13 protein-coding genes, 2 tRNA genes and 4 rRNA genes are annotated in these 20,357 nt (G+C 58.5%); 13 read left to right on the top strand and 6 right to left on the bottom strand.

Going from position 1 to position 20,357, the window contains the following annotated elements; all coding sequences use genetic code 11:
• Positions 1 to 14 precede the first annotated feature (14 nt).
• Genes ACMGGK_RS01210 through aroE form a run of 3 tightly spaced genes read left to right on the top strand, consistent with a single transcriptional unit; the run spans position 15 to position 1,967 of the window.
• Positions 15 to 560 carry a type I DNA topoisomerase gene (locus ACMGGK_RS01210; RefSeq protein WP_025304489.1) on the top strand — a complete coding sequence of 182 codons (546 nt, stop codon included), beginning with the start codon at positions 15 to 17 and terminating at the stop codon, positions 558 to 560.
• 7 nt (positions 561 to 567) lie between these two features.
• The gene (gene tsaC / locus ACMGGK_RS01215; RefSeq protein ID WP_420276623.1) at positions 568 to 1,137 is read left to right on the top strand and encodes an L-threonylcarbamoyladenylate synthase type 1 TsaC; all 570 of its coding nucleotides are present in this window, start codon (positions 568 to 570) and stop codon (positions 1,135 to 1,137) included.
• An 11-nt stretch (positions 1,138 to 1,148) separates the two neighbouring features.
• A complete protein-coding gene (gene aroE / locus ACMGGK_RS01220; RefSeq protein WP_033639245.1) occupies positions 1,149 to 1,967 on the top strand; it encodes a shikimate dehydrogenase in 819 nt (272 codons plus the stop codon).
• Between the two features lie 40 nt (positions 1,968 to 2,007).
• On the opposite strand, the gene ACMGGK_RS01225 is transcribed toward aroE, so the two are convergent.
• The gene (locus ACMGGK_RS01225) at positions 2,008 to 2,550 is read right to left on the bottom strand and encodes a gamma carbonic anhydrase family protein (RefSeq protein ID WP_004929699.1); all 543 of its coding nucleotides are present in this window, start codon (positions 2,548 to 2,550) and stop codon (positions 2,008 to 2,010) included.
• 507 nt (positions 2,551 to 3,057) lie between these two features.
• On the opposite strand from ACMGGK_RS01225, the gene ACMGGK_RS01230 reads away from it, so the two are divergent.
• The 10 genes from ACMGGK_RS01230 (at position 3,058) to aceK (ending at position 14,652) form a co-directional block, all read left to right on the top strand.
• Positions 3,058 to 4,599, top strand: a 16S ribosomal RNA gene (locus tag ACMGGK_RS01230).
• Between the two features lie 88 nt (positions 4,600 to 4,687).
• Positions 4,688 to 4,763, top strand: a tRNA-Glu gene (locus ACMGGK_RS01235).
• 239 nt (positions 4,764 to 5,002) lie between these two features.
• Positions 5,003 to 7,910, top strand: a 23S ribosomal RNA gene (locus tag ACMGGK_RS01240).
• A 99-nt stretch (positions 7,911 to 8,009) separates the two neighbouring features.
• Positions 8,010 to 8,125, top strand: a 5S ribosomal RNA gene (gene rrf / locus ACMGGK_RS01245).
• A gap of 14 nt (positions 8,126 to 8,139) precedes the next feature.
• Positions 8,140 to 8,215, top strand: a tRNA-Thr gene (locus ACMGGK_RS01250).
• A 45-nt stretch (positions 8,216 to 8,260) separates the two neighbouring features.
• Positions 8,261 to 8,376 (top strand): 5S ribosomal RNA (gene rrf / locus ACMGGK_RS01255).
• Together the 16S, 23S and 5S rRNA genes with 2 tRNA genes alongside form the textbook arrangement of a ribosomal RNA operon.
• Positions 8,377 to 8,576: 200 nt before the next feature.
• Positions 8,577 to 9,506, top strand: a complete 930-nt coding sequence (metA, locus tag ACMGGK_RS01260) for a homoserine O-acetyltransferase MetA (protein WP_004936623.1) — start codon at positions 8,577 to 8,579, stop codon at positions 9,504 to 9,506.
• A 374-nt stretch (positions 9,507 to 9,880) separates the two neighbouring features.
• Positions 9,881 to 11,479 (top strand): malate synthase A, encoded by a 1,599-nt coding sequence (aceB, locus tag ACMGGK_RS01265; RefSeq protein ID WP_420276624.1) that lies wholly within the window; start codon positions 9,881 to 9,883, stop codon positions 11,477 to 11,479.
• Between the two features lie 41 nt (positions 11,480 to 11,520).
• Entirely contained in the window at positions 11,521 to 12,828 is a 1,308-nt protein-coding gene (aceA, locus tag ACMGGK_RS01270; protein ID WP_004936630.1) for an isocitrate lyase, read from the top strand.
• A gap of 69 nt (positions 12,829 to 12,897) precedes the next feature.
• Complete coding sequence (gene aceK / locus ACMGGK_RS01275) at positions 12,898 to 14,652, top strand: bifunctional isocitrate dehydrogenase kinase/phosphatase (protein WP_420276625.1); 1,755 nt, start codon at positions 12,898 to 12,900, stop codon at positions 14,650 to 14,652.
• A 1-nt stretch (position 14,653) separates the two neighbouring features.
• Here the strand turns inward: aceK and ACMGGK_RS01280 are convergent, their stop codons facing one another.
• From ACMGGK_RS01280 to iclR, 5 genes are all read right to left on the bottom strand, one after another.
• A complete protein-coding gene (locus tag ACMGGK_RS01280) occupies positions 14,654 to 15,295 on the bottom strand; it encodes a bifunctional 4-hydroxy-2-oxoglutarate aldolase/2-dehydro-3-deoxy-phosphogluconate aldolase (RefSeq protein WP_016930304.1) in 642 nt (213 codons plus the stop codon).
• A 54-nt stretch (positions 15,296 to 15,349) separates the two neighbouring features.
• Positions 15,350 to 17,164: a phosphogluconate dehydratase gene (gene edd, locus ACMGGK_RS01285; protein WP_033639249.1), complete on the bottom strand. Its 1,815-nt coding sequence runs from the start codon at positions 17,162 to 17,164 to the stop codon at positions 15,350 to 15,352.
• A 98-nt stretch (positions 17,165 to 17,262) separates the two neighbouring features.
• Positions 17,263 to 18,600: a gluconate transporter gene (gene gntU / locus ACMGGK_RS01290; RefSeq protein WP_015379253.1), complete on the bottom strand. Its 1,338-nt coding sequence runs from the start codon at positions 18,598 to 18,600 to the stop codon at positions 17,263 to 17,265.
• Positions 18,597 to 19,136 carry a gluconokinase gene (gene gntK, locus ACMGGK_RS01295; protein ID WP_004936645.1) on the bottom strand — a complete coding sequence of 180 codons (540 nt, stop codon included), beginning with the start codon at positions 19,134 to 19,136 and terminating at the stop codon, positions 18,597 to 18,599. The genes gntU and gntK overlap by 4 nt, the downstream gene beginning before the upstream one ends.
• A gap of 252 nt (positions 19,137 to 19,388) precedes the next feature.
• Positions 19,389 to 20,219, bottom strand: coding sequence for a glyoxylate bypass operon transcriptional repressor IclR (gene iclR / locus ACMGGK_RS01300; RefSeq protein WP_004936648.1), 831 nt, complete (start codon positions 20,217 to 20,219; stop codon positions 19,389 to 19,391).
• Positions 20,220 to 20,357 lie beyond the last annotated feature (138 nt).

Here is a 20,357-nt window from a genome sequence, read left to right on the forward strand (position 1 = left end):
GCATAGAAGACGTTATGACAAAAAACGCGATTTTTGCCGCCAGGCAAAATGAACCCTGTCCGGAATGCGGGGCCGAGCTGGTGATCCGTAGCGGTCGCCACGGCCCTTTTCTCGGCTGTTCCCAGTACCCTGAATGCCAATATATTCGGCCGCTGAAAGCACAGGCCGATGGCCATATCGTCAAGGTGTTGGACGGGCAACCGTGCCCGAAATGTCAGGCGACGTTGGTGCTGCGCCAGGGGCGCTATGGCATGTTTATCGGCTGCAGCGATTATCCGCAGTGCGATCACACTGAAGTGATCGATAAGCCTGATGAAACCGCCATTACCTGTCCGCAGTGCGGCCAAGGCAAACTGTTGCAGCGCAAGTCGCGTTACGGCAAGGTTTTCCACTCCTGCGATCGTTACCCGGAATGCCAGTTTGCTCTCAACGTTAAACCCGTCGCCGGTGAATGCGCCTATTGCCATTATCCGCTGCTGATGGAAAAGCGCACGGCAAAAGGCCCCGTCCTGTGCTGTGCCAGCAAGCTGTGCGGGAAACCCGTTGCGACTACAGAATAATCACATCATGAATTCAGAATTAAGCCCGAACCTTTTATCTATCATCGATGCTTTGCATCAACAGCAGGTGATTGCCTATCCCACCGAAGCGGTATTCGGCCTGGGTTGCGATCCCGACAGCGAACAGGCGATCAATGCGCTGCTGGCGTTGAAACAGCGGCCGTGGGAAAAGGGGCTGATTCTGATCGCCGCCGACTATGCGCAGCTTAAGTCTTATATTGACGACAGTACGCTCAGCGAACAGCAGCGCGCGATGATGTTCGCCAGCTGGCCTGGGCCGGTAACCTGGGTATTGCCTGCTCGCCCGGAGACGCCGCGTTTGTTGACCGGGCGTTTCAGTTCACTGGCGGTGCGCGTCAGCGATCATCCGTTGGTGCAGTTGCTGTGCCGGCAGTACGGCAAGCCGCTGGTGTCGACCAGCGCCAATCTCAGTGGGCTGGAACCGTGCCGCAGCGCGGATGAGGTCACACGGCAATTTGGCGAGGCTTTCCCGGTATTGGCCGGCAAGGTAGGCGGCCGTCTTAATCCTTCCGAAATCAGAGATGCTCTGACCGGCGAACAGATCCGTCAGGGCTAGAGGAAATGGGCATGGAGAAGTTTGCAGTATTTGGCAACCCTATCGGCCACAGCAAGTCGCCGCGAATTCATGCGCTGTTCGCAGCCCAGACTGACATAGAGCATCCTTATGGAACAGTGCTGGCGCCGCTGGACGGTTTTGAAATCAGCCTGCAGGAATTTATCCGCGCCGGAGGGCAGGGGGCGAACGTCACGGTGCCTTTCAAGGAGCGAGCTTATTCGGCTGCTTCTGAGCTGAGCGAGCGTGCAGCGATGGCCGGGGCGGTCAATACCCTGAAGGTGTTGCCGAATGGTGGCCTATTGGGGGATAACACCGACGGCATCGGTTTGCTGACCGATCTGCAGCGTCAGCAATTGATCCGGCCGCAGGATCGCATTCTGCTGGTGGGCGCCGGCGGCGCGGCGCGCGGCGTGATCCTGCCGCTGCTGTCTTTCGGCTGCCGGCTCACGATCACCAACCGCACCTTCAGCCGGGCCCAAGAGTTGGCCGACGCTTTCCGGCATCTGGGGGAGATCTCGGCGGTGCCGATGGATCAATTGGGTCAACAAGCTTTTGATCTGGTGATCAATGCGACGGCATCCGGCATCAGTGGAGAGATCCCGGCGTTGCCTACGGGCGTAGTCAACGCGCAAACCCGTTGCTATGACATGTTCTATCAGCAGGGCGTCACGCCGTTCCTAGCCTGGGCGCAGCAGCAAGGGGCAACGGAATATGCCGATGGGCTGGGCATGTTGGTGGGGCAGGCGGCGCATGCTTTCCTGCTTTGGCACGGAGTGATGCCAGAGATCGAACCGGTATTACGCCAGCTGCGCAGCGAACTGGCGGCATAAATCCCCTACCCCGTTCTCTTTATAGGGAACGGGGAGCCCGTCAGATGTCTTCCGACAGGTATTCATCTTTCCAGCGTACATAGTTGTTAGAAGAATAAAGCAATCCCTCCAACTCGGCGGCGGTCAAAGGCCGAACCTGGCGTGCCGGGCTACCCATATAAAGATAGCCGCTGGCCAGGCGTTTGCCCGGCGCTACCAAACTGCCGGCGCCAATCATCACATCGTCTTCTACGACTACGCCGTCCAACAGGATCGAGCCCATACCGACCAGCACCCGGTTGCCGATGGCGCAGCCGTGCAGCATCGCTTTATGGCCAACGGTCACGTCTTCTCCAATAAGCAGGGGATAACCGTCGGGGTTATGTTCGGAGCGATGAGTTACATGCAGCACGCTGCCGTCCTGAATATTGCTGCGCGCGCCGATCTTTACCGCATTGACGTCACCGCGAATGGCGACCAACGGCCAGATGCTGACGTCATCCGCCAGATCGACGTCGCCGATCACCACGCTGGAAGGATCGATCAAGACGCGTTGACCGAGTTTGGGTGTGTATTGAAGATAAGAACGTACTGCATCGGACATGGTGCTTGCCTCACGTCGGGATCATATTTACCGGCAATACTAGACCCTGGCGATGGAATTACAACCAGTCGCCGCGCCGGATCCTGCGGAAAATGGCCCTGATCGCACAAGATCCACCCGGAAGGGCTGAAAAGTGTGCAAACGGAAAGAAAAGATCAAAAAAGGGGTTGTGCAAAAAACTCGGATCCCTATAATGCGCCTCCATCGACACGGCGCAAGTGATTCACTTCACACAGCGGCCGGGAAGAAAGAGAAAAAATCCTGAAAATTAGGGTTGACTCTGAAAGAGGAAAGCGTAATATACGCCACCTCGAGTTAGCAAGCGAAAGCGCCTAACTCACTGCTCTTTAACAATTTATCAGACAATCTGTGTGGGCACTCCACAAGACGATATCCAGCATCTTCGGATGCAAAAAAATATCAAGTCTTGAAGAGTGACTAACTGAAGTAAAATTCATGCAGTAAATCTTTGAGCATCGCTTCTCGAGTGGAAGCAAATCAAGCTTTTAATTGAAGAGTTTGATCATGGCTCAGATTGAACGCTGGCGGCAGGCTTAACACATGCAAGTCGAGCGGTAGCACAGGGGAGCTTGCTCCCTGGGTGACGAGCGGCGGACGGGTGAGTAATGTCTGGGAAACTGCCTGATGGAGGGGGATAACTACTGGAAACGGTAGCTAATACCGCATAACGTCGCAAGACCAAAGAGGGGGACCTTCGGGCCTCTTGCCATCAGATGTGCCCAGATGGGATTAGCTAGTAGGTGGGGTAATGGCTCACCTAGGCGACGATCCCTAGCTGGTCTGAGAGGATGACCAGCCACACTGGAACTGAGACACGGTCCAGACTCCTACGGGAGGCAGCAGTGGGGAATATTGCACAATGGGCGCAAGCCTGATGCAGCCATGCCGCGTGTGTGAAGAAGGCCTTCGGGTTGTAAAGCACTTTCAGCGAGGAGGAAGGTGGTGAACTTAATACGTTCATCAATTGACGTTACTCGCAGAAGAAGCACCGGCTAACTCCGTGCCAGCAGCCGCGGTAATACGGAGGGTGCAAGCGTTAATCGGAATTACTGGGCGTAAAGCGCACGCAGGCGGTTTGTTAAGTCAGATGTGAAATCCCCGGGCTCAACCTGGGAACTGCATTTGAAACTGGCAAGCTAGAGTCTCGTAGAGGGGGGTAGAATTCCAGGTGTAGCGGTGAAATGCGTAGAGATCTGGAGGAATACCGGTGGCGAAGGCGGCCCCCTGGACGAAGACTGACGCTCAGGTGCGAAAGCGTGGGGAGCAAACAGGATTAGATACCCTGGTAGTCCACGCTGTAAACGATGTCGATTTGGAGGTTGTGCCCTTGAGGCGTGGCTTCCGGAGCTAACGCGTTAAATCGACCGCCTGGGGAGTACGGCCGCAAGGTTAAAACTCAAATGAATTGACGGGGGCCCGCACAAGCGGTGGAGCATGTGGTTTAATTCGATGCAACGCGAAGAACCTTACCTACTCTTGACATCCAGAGAACTTTCCAGAGATGGATTGGTGCCTTCGGGAACTCTGAGACAGGTGCTGCATGGCTGTCGTCAGCTCGTGTTGTGAAATGTTGGGTTAAGTCCCGCAACGAGCGCAACCCTTATCCTTTGTTGCCAGCGGTTCGGCCGGGAACTCAAAGGAGACTGCCAGTGATAAACTGGAGGAAGGTGGGGATGACGTCAAGTCATCATGGCCCTTACGAGTAGGGCTACACACGTGCTACAATGGCATATACAAAGAGAAGCGACCTCGCGAGAGCAAGCGGACCTCATAAAGTATGTCGTAGTCCGGATTGGAGTCTGCAACTCGACTCCATGAAGTCGGAATCGCTAGTAATCGTAGATCAGAATGCTACGGTGAATACGTTCCCGGGCCTTGTACACACCGCCCGTCACACCATGGGAGTGGGTTGCAAAAGAAGTAGGTAGCTTAACCTTCGGGAGGGCGCTTACCACTTTGTGATTCATGACTGGGGTGAAGTCGTAACAAGGTAACCGTAGGGGAACCTGCGGTTGGATCACCTCCTTACCTAAAGATATTAGTTCGAGTGGCGTGCTCACACAGATTGTCTGATGAAAAAGTAACGAGCAAAAGCGTCATAAAAGTACGGTGTCGTGTCCCCTTCGTCTAGAGGCCTAGGACACCGCCCTTTCACGGCGGTAACAGGGGTTCGAATCCCCTAGGGGACGCCAAGCTTCCGACCCACCCGGTGAAAGCGGCGGTCTCAAGTATCTGACGATACACCATATCTTAAAGATGACTTCCGAGTCATGTTTAAGATATTGCTCTTTAACAATCTGGAACAAGCTGAAAATTGAAACATGACGGCTGAAATTTGTCCCTCCGTAGAAGCACTGGGATAAAGAGTAACCTGTCATAGAGTCTCTCAAATGTTTGCAGCGCGAACGATGGAAACATCTTCGGGTTGTGAGGTTAAGTGACTAAGCGTACACGGTGGATGCCTAGGCAGTCAGAGGCGATGAAGGGCGTGCTAATCTGCGAAAAGCGTCGGTAAGGTGATATGAACCGTTATAACCGGCGATACCCGAATGGGGAAACCCAGTGTGTTTCGACACACTATCATGTCATGAATACATAGTGGCATGAGGCGAACCGGGGGAACTGAAACATCTAAGTACCCCGAGGAAAAGAAATCAACCGAGATTCCCCCAGTAGCGGCGAGCGAACGGGGAGGAGCCCAGAACCTGAATCGGCTTGTGTGTTAGTGGAAGCGTCTGGAAAGTCGCGCAGCAAAGGGTGATAGCCCCGTACACTAAAATGCACAGGTCGTGAGTTCGATGAGTAGGGCGGGACACGTGACATCCTGTCTGAATATGGGGGGACCATCCTCCAAGGCTAAATACTCCTGACTGACCGATAGTGAACCAGTACCGTGAGGGAAAGGCGAAAAGAACCCCGGCGAGGGGAGTGAAATAGAACCTGAAACCGTGTACGTACAAGCAGTGGGAGCACCTTCGTGGTGTGACTGCGTACCTTTTGTATAATGGGTCAGCGACTTATATTTTGTAGCAAGGTTAACCGTATAGGGGAGCCGTAGGGAAACCGAGTCTTAACTGGGCGATTAGTTGCAAGGTATAGACCCGAAACCCGGTGATCTAGCCATGGGCAGGTTGAAGGTTGGGTAACACTAACTGGAGGACCGAACCGACTAATGTTGAAAAATTAGCGGATGACTTGTGGCTGGGGGTGAAAGGCCAATCAAACCGGGAGATAGCTGGTTCTCCCCGAAAGCTATTTAGGTAGCGCCTCGTGAACTCATCTTCGGGGGTAGAGCACTGTTTCGGCTAGGGGGCCATCCCGGCTTACCAAACCGATGCAAACTCCGAATACCGAAGAATGTTATCACGGGAGACACACGGCGGGTGCTAACGTCCGTCGTGAAGAGGGAAACAACCCAGACCGCCAGCTAAGGTCCCAAAGTCATGGTTAAGTGGGAAACGATGTGGGAAGGCATAGACAGCCAGGATGTTGGCTTAGAAGCAGCCATCATTTAAAGAAAGCGTAATAGCTCACTGGTCGAGTCGGCCTGCGCGGAAGATGTAACGGGGCTAAACCATGCACCGAAGCTGCGGCAGCGACGCTTAGGCGTTGTTGGGTAGGGGAGCGTTCTGTAAGCCGTTGAAGGTGGCCTGTGAGGGTTGCTGGAGGTATCAGAAGTGCGAATGCTGACATAAGTAACGATAAAGCGGGTGAAAAGCCCGCTCGCCGGAAGACCAAGGGTTCCTGTCCAACGTTAATCGGGGCAGGGTGAGTCGACCCCTAAGGCGAGGCTGAAAAGCGTAGTCGATGGGAAACAGGTTAATATTCCTGTACTTGGTGTTACTGCGAAGGGGGGACGGAGAAGGCTAGGCTAGCCGGGCGACGGTTGTCCCGGTTTAAGCGTGTAGGGGGTGTGACCTGGTAAATCCGGTTGCATATCAACCCTGAGGCGTGATGACGATGCACTACGGTGCAGAAGTAGTTGATGCCCTGCTTCCAGGAAAATCCTCTAAGCATCAGGTAACATTAAATCGTACCCCAAACCGACACAGGTGGTCAGGTAGAGAATACCAAGGCGCTTGAGAGAACTCGGGTGAAGGAACTAGGCAAAATGGTGCCGTAACTTCGGGAGAAGGCACGCTGGCATGTAGGTGAAGTCCCTCGCGGATGGAGCTGAAGCCAGTCGAAGATACCAGCTGGCTGCAACTGTTTAATAAAAACACAGCACTGTGCAAACACGAAAGTGGACGTATACGGTGTGACGCCTGCCCGGTGCTGGAAGGTTAATTGATGGGGTCAGCCGCAAGGCGAAGCTCTTGATCGAAGCCCCAGTAAACGGCGGCCGTAACTATAACGGTCCTAAGGTAGCGAAATTCCTTGTCGGGTAAGTTCCGACCTGCACGAATGGCGTAATGATGGCCAGGCTGTCTCCACCCGAGACTCAGTGAAATTGAACTCGCTGTGAAGATGCAGTGTACCCGCGGCAAGACGGAAAGACCCCGTGAACCTTTACTATAGCTTGACACTGAACATTGAGCCTTGATGTGTAGGATAGGTGGGAGGCTTTGAAGCGTGGACGCCAGTCTGCGTGGAGCCATCCTTGAAATACCACCCTTTAATGTTTGATGTTCTAACTCGGCCCCGTGATCCGGGGTGAGGACAGTGTCTGGTGGGTAGTTTGACTGGGGCGGTCTCCTCCCAAAGAGTAACGGAGGAGCACGAAGGTTAGCTAATCACGGTCGGACATCGTGAGGTTAGTGCAAAGGCATAAGCTAGCTTGACTGCGAGAGTGACGGCTCGAGCAGGTACGAAAGTAGGTCTTAGTGATCCGGTGGTTCTGAATGGAAGGGCCATCGCTCAACGGATAAAAGGTACTCCGGGGATAACAGGCTGATACCGCCCAAGAGTTCATATCGACGGCGGTGTTTGGCACCTCGATGTCGGCTCATCACATCCTGGGGCTGAAGTAGGTCCCAAGGGTATGGCTGTTCGCCATTTAAAGTGGTACGCGAGCTGGGTTTAGAACGTCGTGAGACAGTTCGGTCCCTATCTGCCGTGGGCGTTGGAAGATTGAGAGGGGTTGCTCCTAGTACGAGAGGACCGGAGTGAACGCACCACTGGTGTTCGGGTTGTCATGCCAATGGCATTGCCCGGTAGCTAAGTGCGGAAAAGATAAGCGCTGAAAGCATCTAAGCGCGAAACTTGCCTCAAGATGAGTCTTCCCTGGGCCTTTAAGGCCCCTGAAGGAACGTTTAAGACTAAGACGTTGATAGGCTGGGTGTGTAAGTGCAGCGATGCATTGAGCTAACCAGTACTAATGATCCGTGAGGCTTAACCTTACAACACCGAAGGTGTTTTTAGAGAGATTTTCAGCGAAGTTCCGAGATTGGTTCTGATGGCGACACGAAAGTGAAGCGGTTGGAATGAAACAGAATTTGCCTGGCGGCAATAGCGCGGTGGTCCCACCTGACCCCATGCCGAACTCAGAAGTGAAACGCCGTAGCGCCGATGGTAGTGTGGGGTCTCCCCATGCGAGAGTAGGACACTGCCAGGCATCAAATTAAGCGTGCTGATATGGCTCAGTTGGTAGAGCGCACCCTTGGTAAGGGTGAGGTCCCCAGTTCGACTCTGGGTATCAGCACCACTTTATTTAAAGTGGGTTTAGAAGTTCGGCAGAAAAAAGAATTTGCTTGGCGGCAATAGCGCGGTGGTCCCACCTGACCCCATGCCGAACTCAGAAGTGAAACGCCGTAGCGCCGATGGTAGTGTGGGGTCTCCCCATGCGAGAGTAGGACACTGCCAAGCATCAAATAAGCCAAGAGGCCATCCGAAAGGATGGCCTTTTTGCTTTCAGTACCTCTCATCCTCCCTGCCAAGATCCTGACGCAGCTCGCGCAATGAAACATTTTCACCTTTCCGCTGAATGCTCGACAGCGACGGAAAAAAACGCTATCTTCGGGCATCTAGAAGTCTAAACGTATAAATGGATATGTGAGGGTTAAGCAATGCCGATTCGTGTTCCTGATGAGTTACCTGCGGTCAATTTCTTGCGCGGTGAGAATGTCTTCGTGATGACATCCTCGCGGGCAAAAACACAGGAAATCAGGCCACTGAAAGTGCTGATCCTCAACCTGATGCCAAAGAAGATCGAAACGGAAAACCAGTTTCTGCGTCTGTTGTCCAACTCGCCGCTGCAGATTGATATCCAGCTGCTGCGCATCGACAGCCGCGAATCGAAGAACACGCCGGCCGAGCATCTGAACAACTTCTACTGCGACTTCGAGGATATCCAGAATGAGAACTTCGATGGCCTGATTGTCACCGGCGCGCCGCTGGGGCTGGTTGATTTCTGCGATGTTGCCTATTGGCCGCAGATCGAACGGGTCATTGACTGGGCCAAAAACCATGTCACCTCTACGCTGTTCGTGTGCTGGGCGGTACAAGCGGCGTTGAATATCCTGTACGGCATTCCCAAGATGACGCGCGAAGTGAAGCTCTCCGGCGTTTATCCGCACCAAACGCTGCAGCAGCATGCGTTGCTGACGCGCGGCTTCGACGAAAGCTTCCTGGCGCCGCATTCACGCTATGCCGATTTCCCGACCGAGGTGATTCGCCAATATACCGACCTGGATATTCTGGCCGAATCCGAGCAGGCCGGCGCCTACCTGTTCGCCAGCAGGGATAAGCGCCTGGCATTTGTCACCGGCCATCCTGAGTATGATGCCCTGACCCTGGCCGGGGAGTATTGTCGCGACAACGAAGCTGGCCTCGATCCTGCCGTACCGCTCAACTACTTCCCCGATGACAACCCCGCACTGACACCGAAAGCCACCTGGCGCAGCCATGGCCACCTGTTGTTCTCCAATTGGCTCAACTATTACGTGTACCAGATCACGCCTTACGATCTGCGCCATATGAATCCGACTCTCGACTGATCTTTCCTGCCTGCCGGCGGCTGAATCGAGGCCGCCGCGCTGTTGATCCTCTGTACGATCCTCTTTTTACCCGCCACTTTTTCCAAAAAACCATTGGCCAACAGCGCGTTAGCCTGTCTTTGCGATTCTATTGGAACCGATTTCCTTACCCATTAGTTATGTTATTTGTTCTAACCAATTGATAATAAAGTGTTAATAAAATATTTAATAATAAAATGGAAATGGTTTTTGATTTTTATTTTTTGTTGAGTATTCTTAGAACTATCGGGATGAGATCTGACCAGTTTAGGATCGTTTCATCCGCCCTGATCCACAGTGATTTCTGATGAAAATGCGCCGATCGCTCGGGCGCAATGATGGGAAGGAGCAAGGTCATGACGCAACAGATAGCAGGCACGGAGTTAAGGTTTACCCAGGGTTTCGCCGCTGCGGAGCGCCAGGTATTAACGGATGAAGCGGTTGAATTCCTGGCGGAACTGGTGGGGAAATTCACGCCGCGGCGCAATGAGCTGCTGGCGGCGCGTGCCCGCTGGCAGCAAAATATCGATCGCGGCGAGCTGCCTGGGTTTATTTCGGAAACAAATTCCATTCGTGAAGGCGACTGGCAGATCCGCGGCATTCCGCAAGACCTGCGCGATCGCCGGGTCGAGATCACCGGGCCGGTAGAACGCAAGATGGTGATCAATGCGCTTAACGCCAACGTAAAAGTGTTTATGGCGGACTTCGAAGACTCCCTGGCGCCAAGCTGGGATAAAGTCATCGACGGTCAAATCAACCTGCACGATGCGGTTAACGGCACCATCTCCTACACCAATGAAGCCGGCAAGATCTACCAGCTGAAACCGAATCCGGCGGTGTTGATCGCTCGCGTGCGCGGCCTGCATTTGCCGGAAAAACACGTGCTGTGGCGTGATGAAGCCATTCCCGGCGGCCTGTTCGATTTCGCGCTGTATTTTTATCACAACTATCACCAGCTGTTGGCCAAGGGCAGCGGCCCGTATTTCTACCTGCCGAAAACCCAGTCCTGGGAAGAAGCGGCCTGGTGGAGCGATGTCTTCAGCTTTACCGAGGATCGATTCGATCTGCCGCGCGGCACCATCAAGGCGACCGTGTTGATCGAAACCCTGCCGGCGGTGTTCCAGATGGACGAGATCCTCTATCACCTGCGTGATCACATCGTCGGCCTGAACTGCGGCCGTTGGGATTACATCTTCAGCTACATCAAAACGCTGAAGAATCACGGCGATCGCGTGCTGCCGGATCGTCAGTCGGTGACCATGGAGAAACCTTTCCTCAGCGCCTATTCACGCCTGTTGATCAAAACCTGTCATAAGCGCGGCGCCTTCGCTATGGGCGGCATGGCGGCGTTTATCCCGAGCAAAGACGCTGAGAAAAACGCCTGGGTGCTGAACAAGGTGCGGGCGGACAAAGAGTTGGAAGCCAACAATGGCCACGACGGCACCTGGGTGGCGCATCCGGGGCTGGCGGACACGGTGATGGAGGTGTTCGGCAACGCATTGGGCGATCGCCAGAACCAGCTGGACGTGATGCGTGAGCAGGATGCGCCAATCAGCGCCGCGCAGCTGCTGGAGCCATGCGACGGCGAACGCACCGAAGCGGGGATGCGCGCCAATATCCGCGTGGCGGTGCAGTACATCGAAGCCTGGATCTCCGGCAACGGCTGCGTGCCTATCTATGGGTTGATGGAAGATGCCGCGACGGCGGAGATCTCCCGTACCTCTATCTGGCAGTGGATCCACCATGAGAAGAGCCTGAACGACGGGCGCCCGGTCACCAAGGCGCTGTTCCGCCAGATGTTGCAAGAAGAGATGTTGGTGGTGCGTGAAGAAGTAGGGGAAGCGCGCTTTAACGCCGGCCGGTTCGAAGAGGCGGCGCGCCTGATGGAGCGCATCACCACGCAAGATGAATTAATCGATTTCCTGACGTTGCCCGGCTATGCGCTGCTGGCCTGAACTTTCCCAATCAACCCTACATGACTGAAAGGATAAAAATTATGTCTACCTCTCGCTCTCAACAGATCCAGCAGCTGGAACAGGAATGGAAATCGGCCCGTTGGGAAGGCATCACCCGCCCTTACAGCGCCGAAGACGTGATCAATCTGCGCGGTTCGGTCAACCCGGAATGCACCCTGGCGCAAAACGGCGCCGCCAAACTGTGGGCCTTGCTGAACGGCAAGGCGCGCAAAGGCTACGTGAACTGCCTTGGCGCGCTCACCGGCGGCCAGGCGCTGCAGCAGGCCAAAGCCGGCGTCGAGGCTATCTACCTGTCCGGCTGGCAGGTGGCGGCTGACGCCAACAGCGCGGCGGCCATGTACCCTGACCAGTCGCTGTATCCGGTGGACTCGGTGCCGAAGGTGGTCGAGCGCATCAACAACACCTTCCGCCGCGCCGATCAGATCCAATGGGCGAACCAGATTGAGCCGGGCAGCAAAGGCTACACCGATTACTTCCTGCCGATCGTCGCCGATGCGGAAGCCGGCTTCGGCGGCGTGCTGAACGCCTTTGAGCTGATGAAAGCGATGATCACCGCCGGCGCCGCCGGGGTGCACTTCGAAGACCAGTTGGCGGCGGTGAAGAAATGCGGTCATATGGGCGGCAAAGTGCTGGTGCCGACGCAGGAAGCGATCCAGAAGCTGGTCGCCGCTCGGCTGGCGGCCGACGTGCTCGGCGTGCCGACGCTGGTGATCGCCCGTACCGACGCCGATGCGGCCGACCTGCTGACGTCCGATTGCGATCCGTATGACAGCGCCTTCGTTACCGGCGAGCGCACGGCGGAAGGCTTCTTCCGCACCCATGCCGGCGTCGAACAGGCGATCAGCCGCGGCCTGGCTTATGCCCCTTACGCCGATATGGTGTGGTGCGAAACCTCAACGCCGGATCTGGATGCCGCTCAGCGCTTCGCCGACGCCATTCACGCCAAATACCCGGGCAAGCTGCTGGCCTACAACTGCTCGCCGTCGTTCAACTGGAAGAAAAACCTCGACGACCAGACCATCGCCCGCTTCCAGCAGGCGCTGTCGGACATGGGCTACAAGTATCAGTTCATCACGCTGGCGGGGATCCACAGCATGTGGTTCAACATGTTCGACCTGGCGCACGCCTATGCGCAGGGCGAAGGGATGAAACACTACGTCGAGAAGGTGCAGCAGGCGGAGTTCGCCGCGGTGGATCGCGGTTACACCTTCGCGTCGCACCAGCAAGAGGTGGGCACCGGCTACTTCGACAAAGTCACCACCATCATTCAGGGCGGCGCTTCTTCGGTCACCGCGCTGACCGGTTCGACGGAAGAACAGCAGTTCTGATGCGGCAAGCTTGAAGACGTTTCACCGGAGCCTGCATGCGCAGGCTTCTTTTTCTGGCGGGGGGTAAGGATGGCGGCAAAACTGGAGTTGTTGATCGCACAGACGATCCTGCAAGGCTTCGATGCGCAGTACGGCCGCTTTCTGGAAGTGACCGCCGGCGCGCAGCAGCGCTTCGAGCAGGCGGACTGGCCGGCGGTGCAGCAGGCGATGAAAAAGCGCATCCATCTGTACGACCATCACGTCGGCCTGGTGGTGGAGCAGCTCAAATGCATCACCGGGCAGAAATATTTCGACGCCGACTTCCCCAGCCGGGTCAAAGCGGTCTATATCGACCTGTTGCCGGACTACCCGCGTTTCGAGATCGCCGAAAGCTTCTTTAACTCGGTCTATTGCCGGCTGTTCAAGCACCGCGATCTGACGCCGGACAAGCTGTTCGTGTTCAGTTCGCAGCCGGAACGGCGCTTTCGCGACATTCCGCGTCCGCTGGCGCGCGATTTTACCCCCAATGGCGATCTGCCGGCGATGCTGCGCAGCATCTTGAGCGATCTGCCGCTGCGGTTGCCGTGGGAGGATTTGACGCGCGATATTCGCTATATCACCCAGGCGCTGCAACGCGCCTTCAGCCCACAGCACCTGACGGGGGCGACCTTCCAGATCGCCAACGAGCTGTTCTATCGCAACAAGGCCGCCTGGCTGGTCGGCAAGCTGCGCCTGGCCGACGGCGTTTATCCGTTCTTGCTGCCGATCCACCACAGCGAGTCGGGCGCGCTGTTTATCGACGCCTGCCTGACCGGTAAGGCCGAGGCCAGCATCGTCTTCGGCTTCGCCCGCTCTTATTTTATGGTCTACGCGCCGCTGCCAGCGGCGATGGTGGAGTGGCTGCGCGAGATCCTGCCGGGCAAGACCACCGCCGAGCTGTACATGGCGATCGGTTGCCAGAAGCACGGCAAAACCGAATGCTATCGCGAATACCTGACTTTTATGGCGCACTCGCAGGAGCAGTTCATCATTGCGCCAGGGGTGAAGGGCATGGTGATGCTGGTGTTTACCCTGCCGTCCTTCGCTCGGGTGTTTAAAGTGATCAAAGACGAATTCGCCCCGCAAAAAGAGGTGACGCAGGCGCAGGTGATGGCTTGCTATCAGCTGGTGAAAGAGCACGATCGCGTCGGGCGCATGGCGGATACCCAGGAGTACGAGAATTTCGTCGTCGACAAGGCGCGCCTCAGCCCGGAACTGCTGGCGGAGCTGCGGCGCGAAGTGCCGGGCAAGCTGGAAGAACTTGGCGATCGCATCGTGATTAAGCACCTGTATATGGAACGGCGCATGACCCCGCTGAATCTGTATCTGGAGCAGGCCAACGACCAGCAGATGCGCGATGCGATTGAAGAGTACGGCAATGCCATCAAACAGCTGGCCGCCGCCAATATCTTCCCCGGCGACATGCTGTTCAAGAACTTTGGCGTGACGCGCCACGGGCGGGTAGTGTTCTACGACTACGACGAGATTTGCTACATGACCGAGGTCAACTTCCGCGATATCCCGCCGCCGCGTTATCCGGAAGATGAACTGGCCAGCGAGCCGTGGTACAGCATCGCGCCCAACGATGTGTTCCCGGAAGAGTTCCGCCACTTTCTGTGCGGCGATCGGCGCATTCGGCAGATGTTTGAAGAGCTGCACAGCGATCTGTTTACCGCGGAGTATTGGCGCGGGTTGCAGCAGCGCATCCGCGAGGGGCATGTGGAAGACGTATTCGCTTATCGCAAGAAGCAGCGGTTCAGCCAGCGCAGCGGGGCGGCGCTGCCGGCCGCCACCGCTGCGATGTAAATCAGGCCTGAGCGCCCGCGACGGCGGCGCGCGCCAGTTCGGTAATGCGCGCGTAGTCGCCGCTTTCGAGCGCGTCCGCCGGCACCAGCCAGGAGCCGCCGATGCACAGCACGCTTTTCAGCGCCAGATAGCTGCGGTAGTTGTCCGGTGAGATGCCGCCGGTCGGGCAGAAACGCACCTGCGGGAACGGGCCGCCGATCGCCTGCAGCGCTTTTACGCCGCCGTTGGCTTCCGCCGGGAAGAATTTAAACTCGCGCAGGCCGTAATCCATGCCCTGCATCAGTTCGGAAACGGTGCTGATGCCCGGGATCAAGGGAATGGAACCGGCGGTGGCGGCCTTAAGCAGCTCGTCGGTCAGGCCTGGGCTGATGGCGAACTGCGCGCCGGCTTCGGTCACTTCCCGCAACTGCTGCGGATTGATCACCGTACCGGCGCCGATGATCGCTTCCGGCACCTCTTGGGCGATGGCGCGAATGGCGTCCATGGCGCAGGCGGTGCGCAGCGTCACCTCCAGCACCCGCACGCCGCCGGCGACCAGCGCTTTCGCCAGCGGCACCGCATATTCCAGCTTGTTGATCACGATGACCGGCACCACCGGCCCCGCCGTCAGGATCTGCTCGGCGCTTGTTGTCCACTTGTTCATGCTGACGTTCTCCTCTGTGGCCGCCGCCAGGCGGCGATGCGGCCAGGCTATCGATTAAAATTTGATGCAGCAGGCGCCCTGTTCGGCGCCGGACAGCTGGCTGCGCAGCGCGCCGAACAGCTCGCGGCCGCAGCCGATGTGTTCCGCGCTCAGATCGGGTTGGCATGGTGTGCGCCGGGCCAGTTCGTCGGCGTCGACCAGCACCTGCAGCTCGCCGCTGCGGCCGTTGACGCGGATCGGATCGCCGTCGCGCACTTTCGCCAGCAGGCCGCCGGTATAGGCTTCCGGGGTGACGTGGATGGCGGAAGGCACCTTGCCGGAGGCGCCGGACAGGCGGCCGTCGGTCACCAGCGCCACTTTGAAGCCGCGATCCATCAGCACGCCCAGCGGCGGCATCAGCTTGTGCAGCTCGGGCATGCCGTTGGCCTGCGGCCCCTGGAAACGCACCACCACCACACAATCGCGATCCAGCTTGCCGGCTTCGAACGCCGGCACGATGTCGTGCTGGCTGTCGAACACTACCGCCGGCGCTTCGATGATCTGGTTGTCGGCGGGCACCGCCGAGGTTTTCATCACCGCGCGGCCCAGGTTGCCGGCCATCACTTTGGTGCCGCCGTGATGTTCAAACGGCTGAGTGACGCTGGCGATCACGCTGGCGTCGAGCGAGCCGGCCACGCCTTCGCGCCACACCAGTTGGCCGTTATCCAGCCACGGTTCCTGGGTGTAGCGGCGCAGGCCGAAACCGGCCACGGTATGCACGTCTTCGTGCAGCAGCCCGTGTTGCAGCAGCTCTCGCACCACCAGCGGCACGCCGCCGGCGGCCTGGAACTGGTTGATGTCGGCCGGGCCGTTCGGGTAGATGCGGCACAGCAGCGGCACCGCCTCAGACAGCTCCGAGAAATCGTCCCAGGTGATGATGATGCCCGCCGCGCGCGCCATCGCCACCAGATGCATGGTCAGGTTGGTGGAGCCGCCGGTGGCCAGCAGCGAGACGATGCCGTTCACCACCACTTTCTCGTCCACCAGGCGGCCGATCGGCAGGTAGTTGCCGGCGGTATCGGTCAGTCGGGTCACCTGGCGCGCGGCGGCGTCGTTCAGCGCGTCGCGCAGCGGCGTGTCAGGATGGACGAAGGAGGCGCCCGGCAGATGCAGGCCCATCACTTCCATCACCATCTGGTTGGTGTTGGCGGTGCCGTAGAAGGTGCAGGTGCCGATGCCGTGATAAGAGGCTGCCTCGGCCTCCAGCAGCGCCAGGCGGTCAGCCTTGCCTTCGGCGTACAGCTGGCGTACGCGCACCTTTTCCTTGTTCGGCAGGCCGCTGCTCATCGGGCCGGCCGGCACGAACAGCGCGGGCAGGTGGCCGAAGGAGAGGGCGGCCATCACCAGCCCCGGTACGATCTTGTCGCAGATGCCGAGGAACAGCGCGCCGTCGAACATATTGTGCGACAGGCCGACGGCGGCCGACATGGCGATCACGTCGCGGCTCATCAACGACAGCTCCATGCCGTCCTGCCCCTGCGTCACGCCGTCGCACATCGCCGGCACGCCGCCGGCCACCTGGCCCACGGCGCCGACCGCCTTCAGCGCCTGCTTCAGCCGCTGCGGGTAGTGTTCGTACGGCTGGTGGGCCGACAGCATGTCGTTGTAGGCGGTGATGATGGCGATATCGCTGCGCACCATGTTTTTCAGCGACGCCTTGTCATCGGGCTGACAGGCGGCGAAGCCGTGGGCCAGGTTGCCGCAGGCCAGCTGCGCGCGGTGGACGGTTTGGGCGCGGGCCGCCTCGATACGCGCCAGATAGGCGGCGCGGCTGGCCTGGGAACGGTCGATGATGCGCTGTGTGACACGGGACAAGGTTGGATTAATCATGCCTTCCTCACATTGCTGTTGTTATAGTCGCCGCCTGTGGCGGTGCCCCCGGGGGTGATTTGCAGCCCTGGTGTGCAAGGCCGGGGGCGATTTGGGATTTAAAACATCGTGAATGCAATCATGCCGATGGCGCCGCCGACGCTGCCCAGAATGGTTTCCATCACCGTCCAGGTTTTCAGCGTTTGCAGTTCGTTGGCGCCGGTAAATTTGCCGAACAGCCAGAAGCCGGCGTCGTTGACGTGGCTCAGCACGATGGAGCCGCCGGCGATGCAGATGGCCAGCGCGGCCAGTTGCCCGCCGCTGAGCCCGAGCTGGCTGGTGACCGGCAGCACCAGGCCGACGGTGGTCAGGCAGGCGACGGTGGCCGAGCCCTGAATCACCCGCACCATGGCGGACAGCGCGAACGCGGCTACGGCGATCGGCAGGCCGGCGCCGATCATGGCGTCACCCAGCGCCGGCCCGACGCCGGAATCCACCAGGATCTGCTTGAACACCCCGCCGGCGCCGGTCATCAGCAGGATGATCCCGGCCGGCTGCACCGCGGCGGAGCAGATGGCCAGGGTCTGTTCGTTGCTCATGCCGCGCGGTTTCGCCAGACCGTAAATCACGATCAGGCAGGCCAGCAGGATGGCGGTGAACGGGTGGCCGATAAACTCCAGCCACTGCTGCAGCTGCGAGCCGGGGGTGACCAGCCGCGCGCCGATAGTCTTCATGCCGACCAGCACCAGCGGGCACAGCACCAGCGCCAGGCTAAAGCCGAACGACGGCAGATTGCCCTTGGTCAGCGTCGGTTCGTTCTCTTCCGGCGGCATTGGCCAGTTGACGAAGCGGCTGATAAAGCTGCCGTACAGCGGGCCGGCGATCAGCATGCCGATCACCGCCGCCACCAGGCCGATGGCGATCATCCAGCCGAAGTCGGCCTTCATCTGCGACGCCAGCAGCATCGGCACCGGCCCCGGCAGCAGGAAGGACGCGGCGGCGGCCACGCCGGCGAACAGCGGGATGGCCAGCTTGACGATATTGCCGTCGGTGCGGCGCGCCACGGCGAACACGATGCCGATCAGCAGCACCACCGCCACGTCGAAGAACAGCGGCAGCGCGCAGATCAGGCCGGCGATGCCGAGCGCGTAGTGCGCCTTGCTTTGTCCGAATCGTTTCAGCAATTGCGCCGCAATTTGATCGAGCGCGCCGACCTCATGCAGGATCTTGCCGAACATCGCCCCGAGCGCCACCACGATCGCCAGGAAGCCCAGCGTGTCGCCCATGCCTTTCTGCATGGTGTCGGCGATGTGTTCCAGCGGCATGCCGGAGAAAATGCCGGCGGCGATGGACACCAGCATCAGCGCGACGAAGGCGTGCATGCGCGCCTTCATCACCAGGAATAACAGCAGTAAAACCGAGCCGACTGCGGTACCGACCAGCGTTACGGTACTCACGCGCACACGTCCTGCGGCAGGAAGCTCTGGATATGGCGCACGGTATCGGCGATCACCGCGTCCAGCGGCTGATTGATGTCGATCGCCATCACGTCGTTCTCGTCGGCGCCCGGCTGCTCCAGCGCGGCGAACTGGGTGACCAGCATCTGCGGCTTGAAGAAGTGGCCGTTGCGCGCCGCCAGGCGGGATTCGATCACCGGGAACTCGCCGTGCAGATAGATGAATGACAGGTTGCCGTTGCCGGCGCGCAGGCGGTCGCGATACTGCTTTTTCAACGCCGAGCAGACGATGATCGACACGTTGTTAGTGCGTTGCATGGCGAAGGCGGCGTCGTTGAGCGCGGCCAGCCACGGCGCGCGATCGTCGTCGTTCAACGCCTCGCCGGCGGCCATCTTCAGGATATTGCTGCGCGGGTGCAGGAAGTCGCCGTCGAGGAAGCCGGCGGAGAGTTGGCGGGCCGCAGCGGCGGCGACGGCGGACTTGCCGCTGCCGGAAACGCCCATAACGACGTAAATGCGATTTTGATTGTTGGTCATGGCTTGGCTCCAAAACACCGGGTGACGTTACCTTCGTTCAGTTTGATTGTTACCGGTAACATGTTATCGGTAACATTGTCGAAGGAAGTTTGAGCGGTTGCAATGGGCTTTCGCCGTGAGGATCGTTAACTGTGATCGGCTTCAAGCTTTTTGCCTGTGTGCTAAACAGGATGCCGACAGCCTGTTACATGCTGACAACAGAGCATGGCAGGGAAGCAGGGGCGCGCTGGGGCGCCCCTCAGATGGGCGGGATCAGCGCACGCCGCCGTAGGCCAGGCTGATCTCTTTGGCCGCATGGATCACCAGCGCGCCCAGCTCGATCACGCGATCGTCGGTGATGCGCGACACCGGGCCGGAGATGGAAATGGCGGCGAAGGCTTCGCGGTGCTCGTCGAAGATGCAGGCCGCCACACAGCGCAGGCCGAGCGCGTGCTCTTCGTCGTCAAAGGAGAAGCCCTGTTTGCGGATCTGCGCCAGCCCCTCTTTCAGGTTGTGCGGCGTCAGGGTGTGCGGCGTGTAGGTGTGCATGCCTTTCTTGTGCAACAGTTTGGTCACCTGATCGTCCGGCAGGGTGGCGAGGAACGCTTTGCCGGCGCCGGAGGCGTGCATCGGCAGTTTGCCGCCGATCGGCGCCGACATGCGCATCAGCGCCGTACACTGCACCTGATCGATGATGATCGCTTGGTACTCGCTGGTATCCAGCACCGCCAGGTTGACGGTTTCGCCGGACTCTTCCATCAGGCGGCGCAGCGTCGGATGCACCATCGCCAGCAGGTTGCGGCTTTGCAGGAAGCTACTGCCGACCACAAAAGCGTGCGAGCCGATGGTCCACAGGCCGAGATCGCCGACCTGGCGCACGAATCCCTGCTGCTGCATGGTGGTGAGCAGGCGGTGAGTGGTGGAGTTCGGCAGGCCGGCCTGCTGGGCCAGATCGGTCAGCGCCACGTTGCCCTGGGCTTCCGAAATGTATTCCAACAGTTTCAGGCCACGGGTCAACGATTGTACCTGACCGGTCGCCGCACTGGCGGCGGGGGCTGCTGCGCGGGGCTTCTTGCCGCGTTTGGCGGGAGCAGGGGTGGCCATGGGTGAGATTCCTTTTTCCGTATGATGGAATTCATTTTCGTTTTTTGTCGATGAATTGCAAGCCGCCGTCAGCTCATCGGAGGTGTTGGCGCACAACCTGAAAAACTCTCAATTGTCGCCTGGCCCTTTGTCCTTACA

This window comes from Serratia sp. BNK-33-b (assembly GCF_048684565.1).
Lineage (GTDB): Bacteria > Pseudomonadota > Gammaproteobacteria > Enterobacterales > Enterobacteriaceae > Serratia > Serratia marcescens.

Bases quoted from the DNA above. Each gene is read 5' to 3' on its own strand.
- tsaC (WP_420276623.1), top strand. From the start codon at position 568: ATGAATTCAGAATTAAGCCCGAACCTTTTATCTATCATCGATGCTTTG.
- iclR (WP_004936648.1), bottom strand. From the start codon at position 20,219: ATGGCCACCCCTGCTCCCGCCAAACGCGGCAAGAAGCCCCGCGCAGCA.
- aroE (WP_033639245.1), top strand. From the start codon at position 1,149: ATGGAGAAGTTTGCAGTATTTGGCAACCCTATCGGCCACAGCAAGTCG.
- edd (WP_033639249.1), bottom strand. From the start codon at position 17,164: ATGATTAATCCAACCTTGTCCCGTGTCACACAGCGCATCATCGACCGT.
- ACMGGK_RS01210 (WP_025304489.1), top strand. From the start codon at position 15: ATGACAAAAAACGCGATTTTTGCCGCCAGGCAAAATGAACCCTGTCCG.
- aceA (WP_004936630.1), top strand. From the start codon at position 11,521: ATGTCTACCTCTCGCTCTCAACAGATCCAGCAGCTGGAACAGGAATGG.
- aceK (WP_420276625.1), top strand. From the start codon at position 12,898: ATGGCGGCAAAACTGGAGTTGTTGATCGCACAGACGATCCTGCAAGGC.
- gntK (WP_004936645.1), bottom strand. From the start codon at position 19,136: ATGACCAACAATCAAAATCGCATTTACGTCGTTATGGGCGTTTCCGGC.
- metA (WP_004936623.1), top strand. From the start codon at position 8,577: ATGCCGATTCGTGTTCCTGATGAGTTACCTGCGGTCAATTTCTTGCGC.
- ACMGGK_RS01225 (WP_004929699.1), bottom strand. From the start codon at position 2,550: ATGTCCGATGCAGTACGTTCTTATCTTCAATACACACCCAAACTCGGT.
- aceB (WP_420276624.1), top strand. From the start codon at position 9,881: ATGACGCAACAGATAGCAGGCACGGAGTTAAGGTTTACCCAGGGTTTC.
- ACMGGK_RS01280 (WP_016930304.1), bottom strand. From the start codon at position 15,295: ATGAACAAGTGGACAACAAGCGCCGAGCAGATCCTGACGGCGGGGCCG.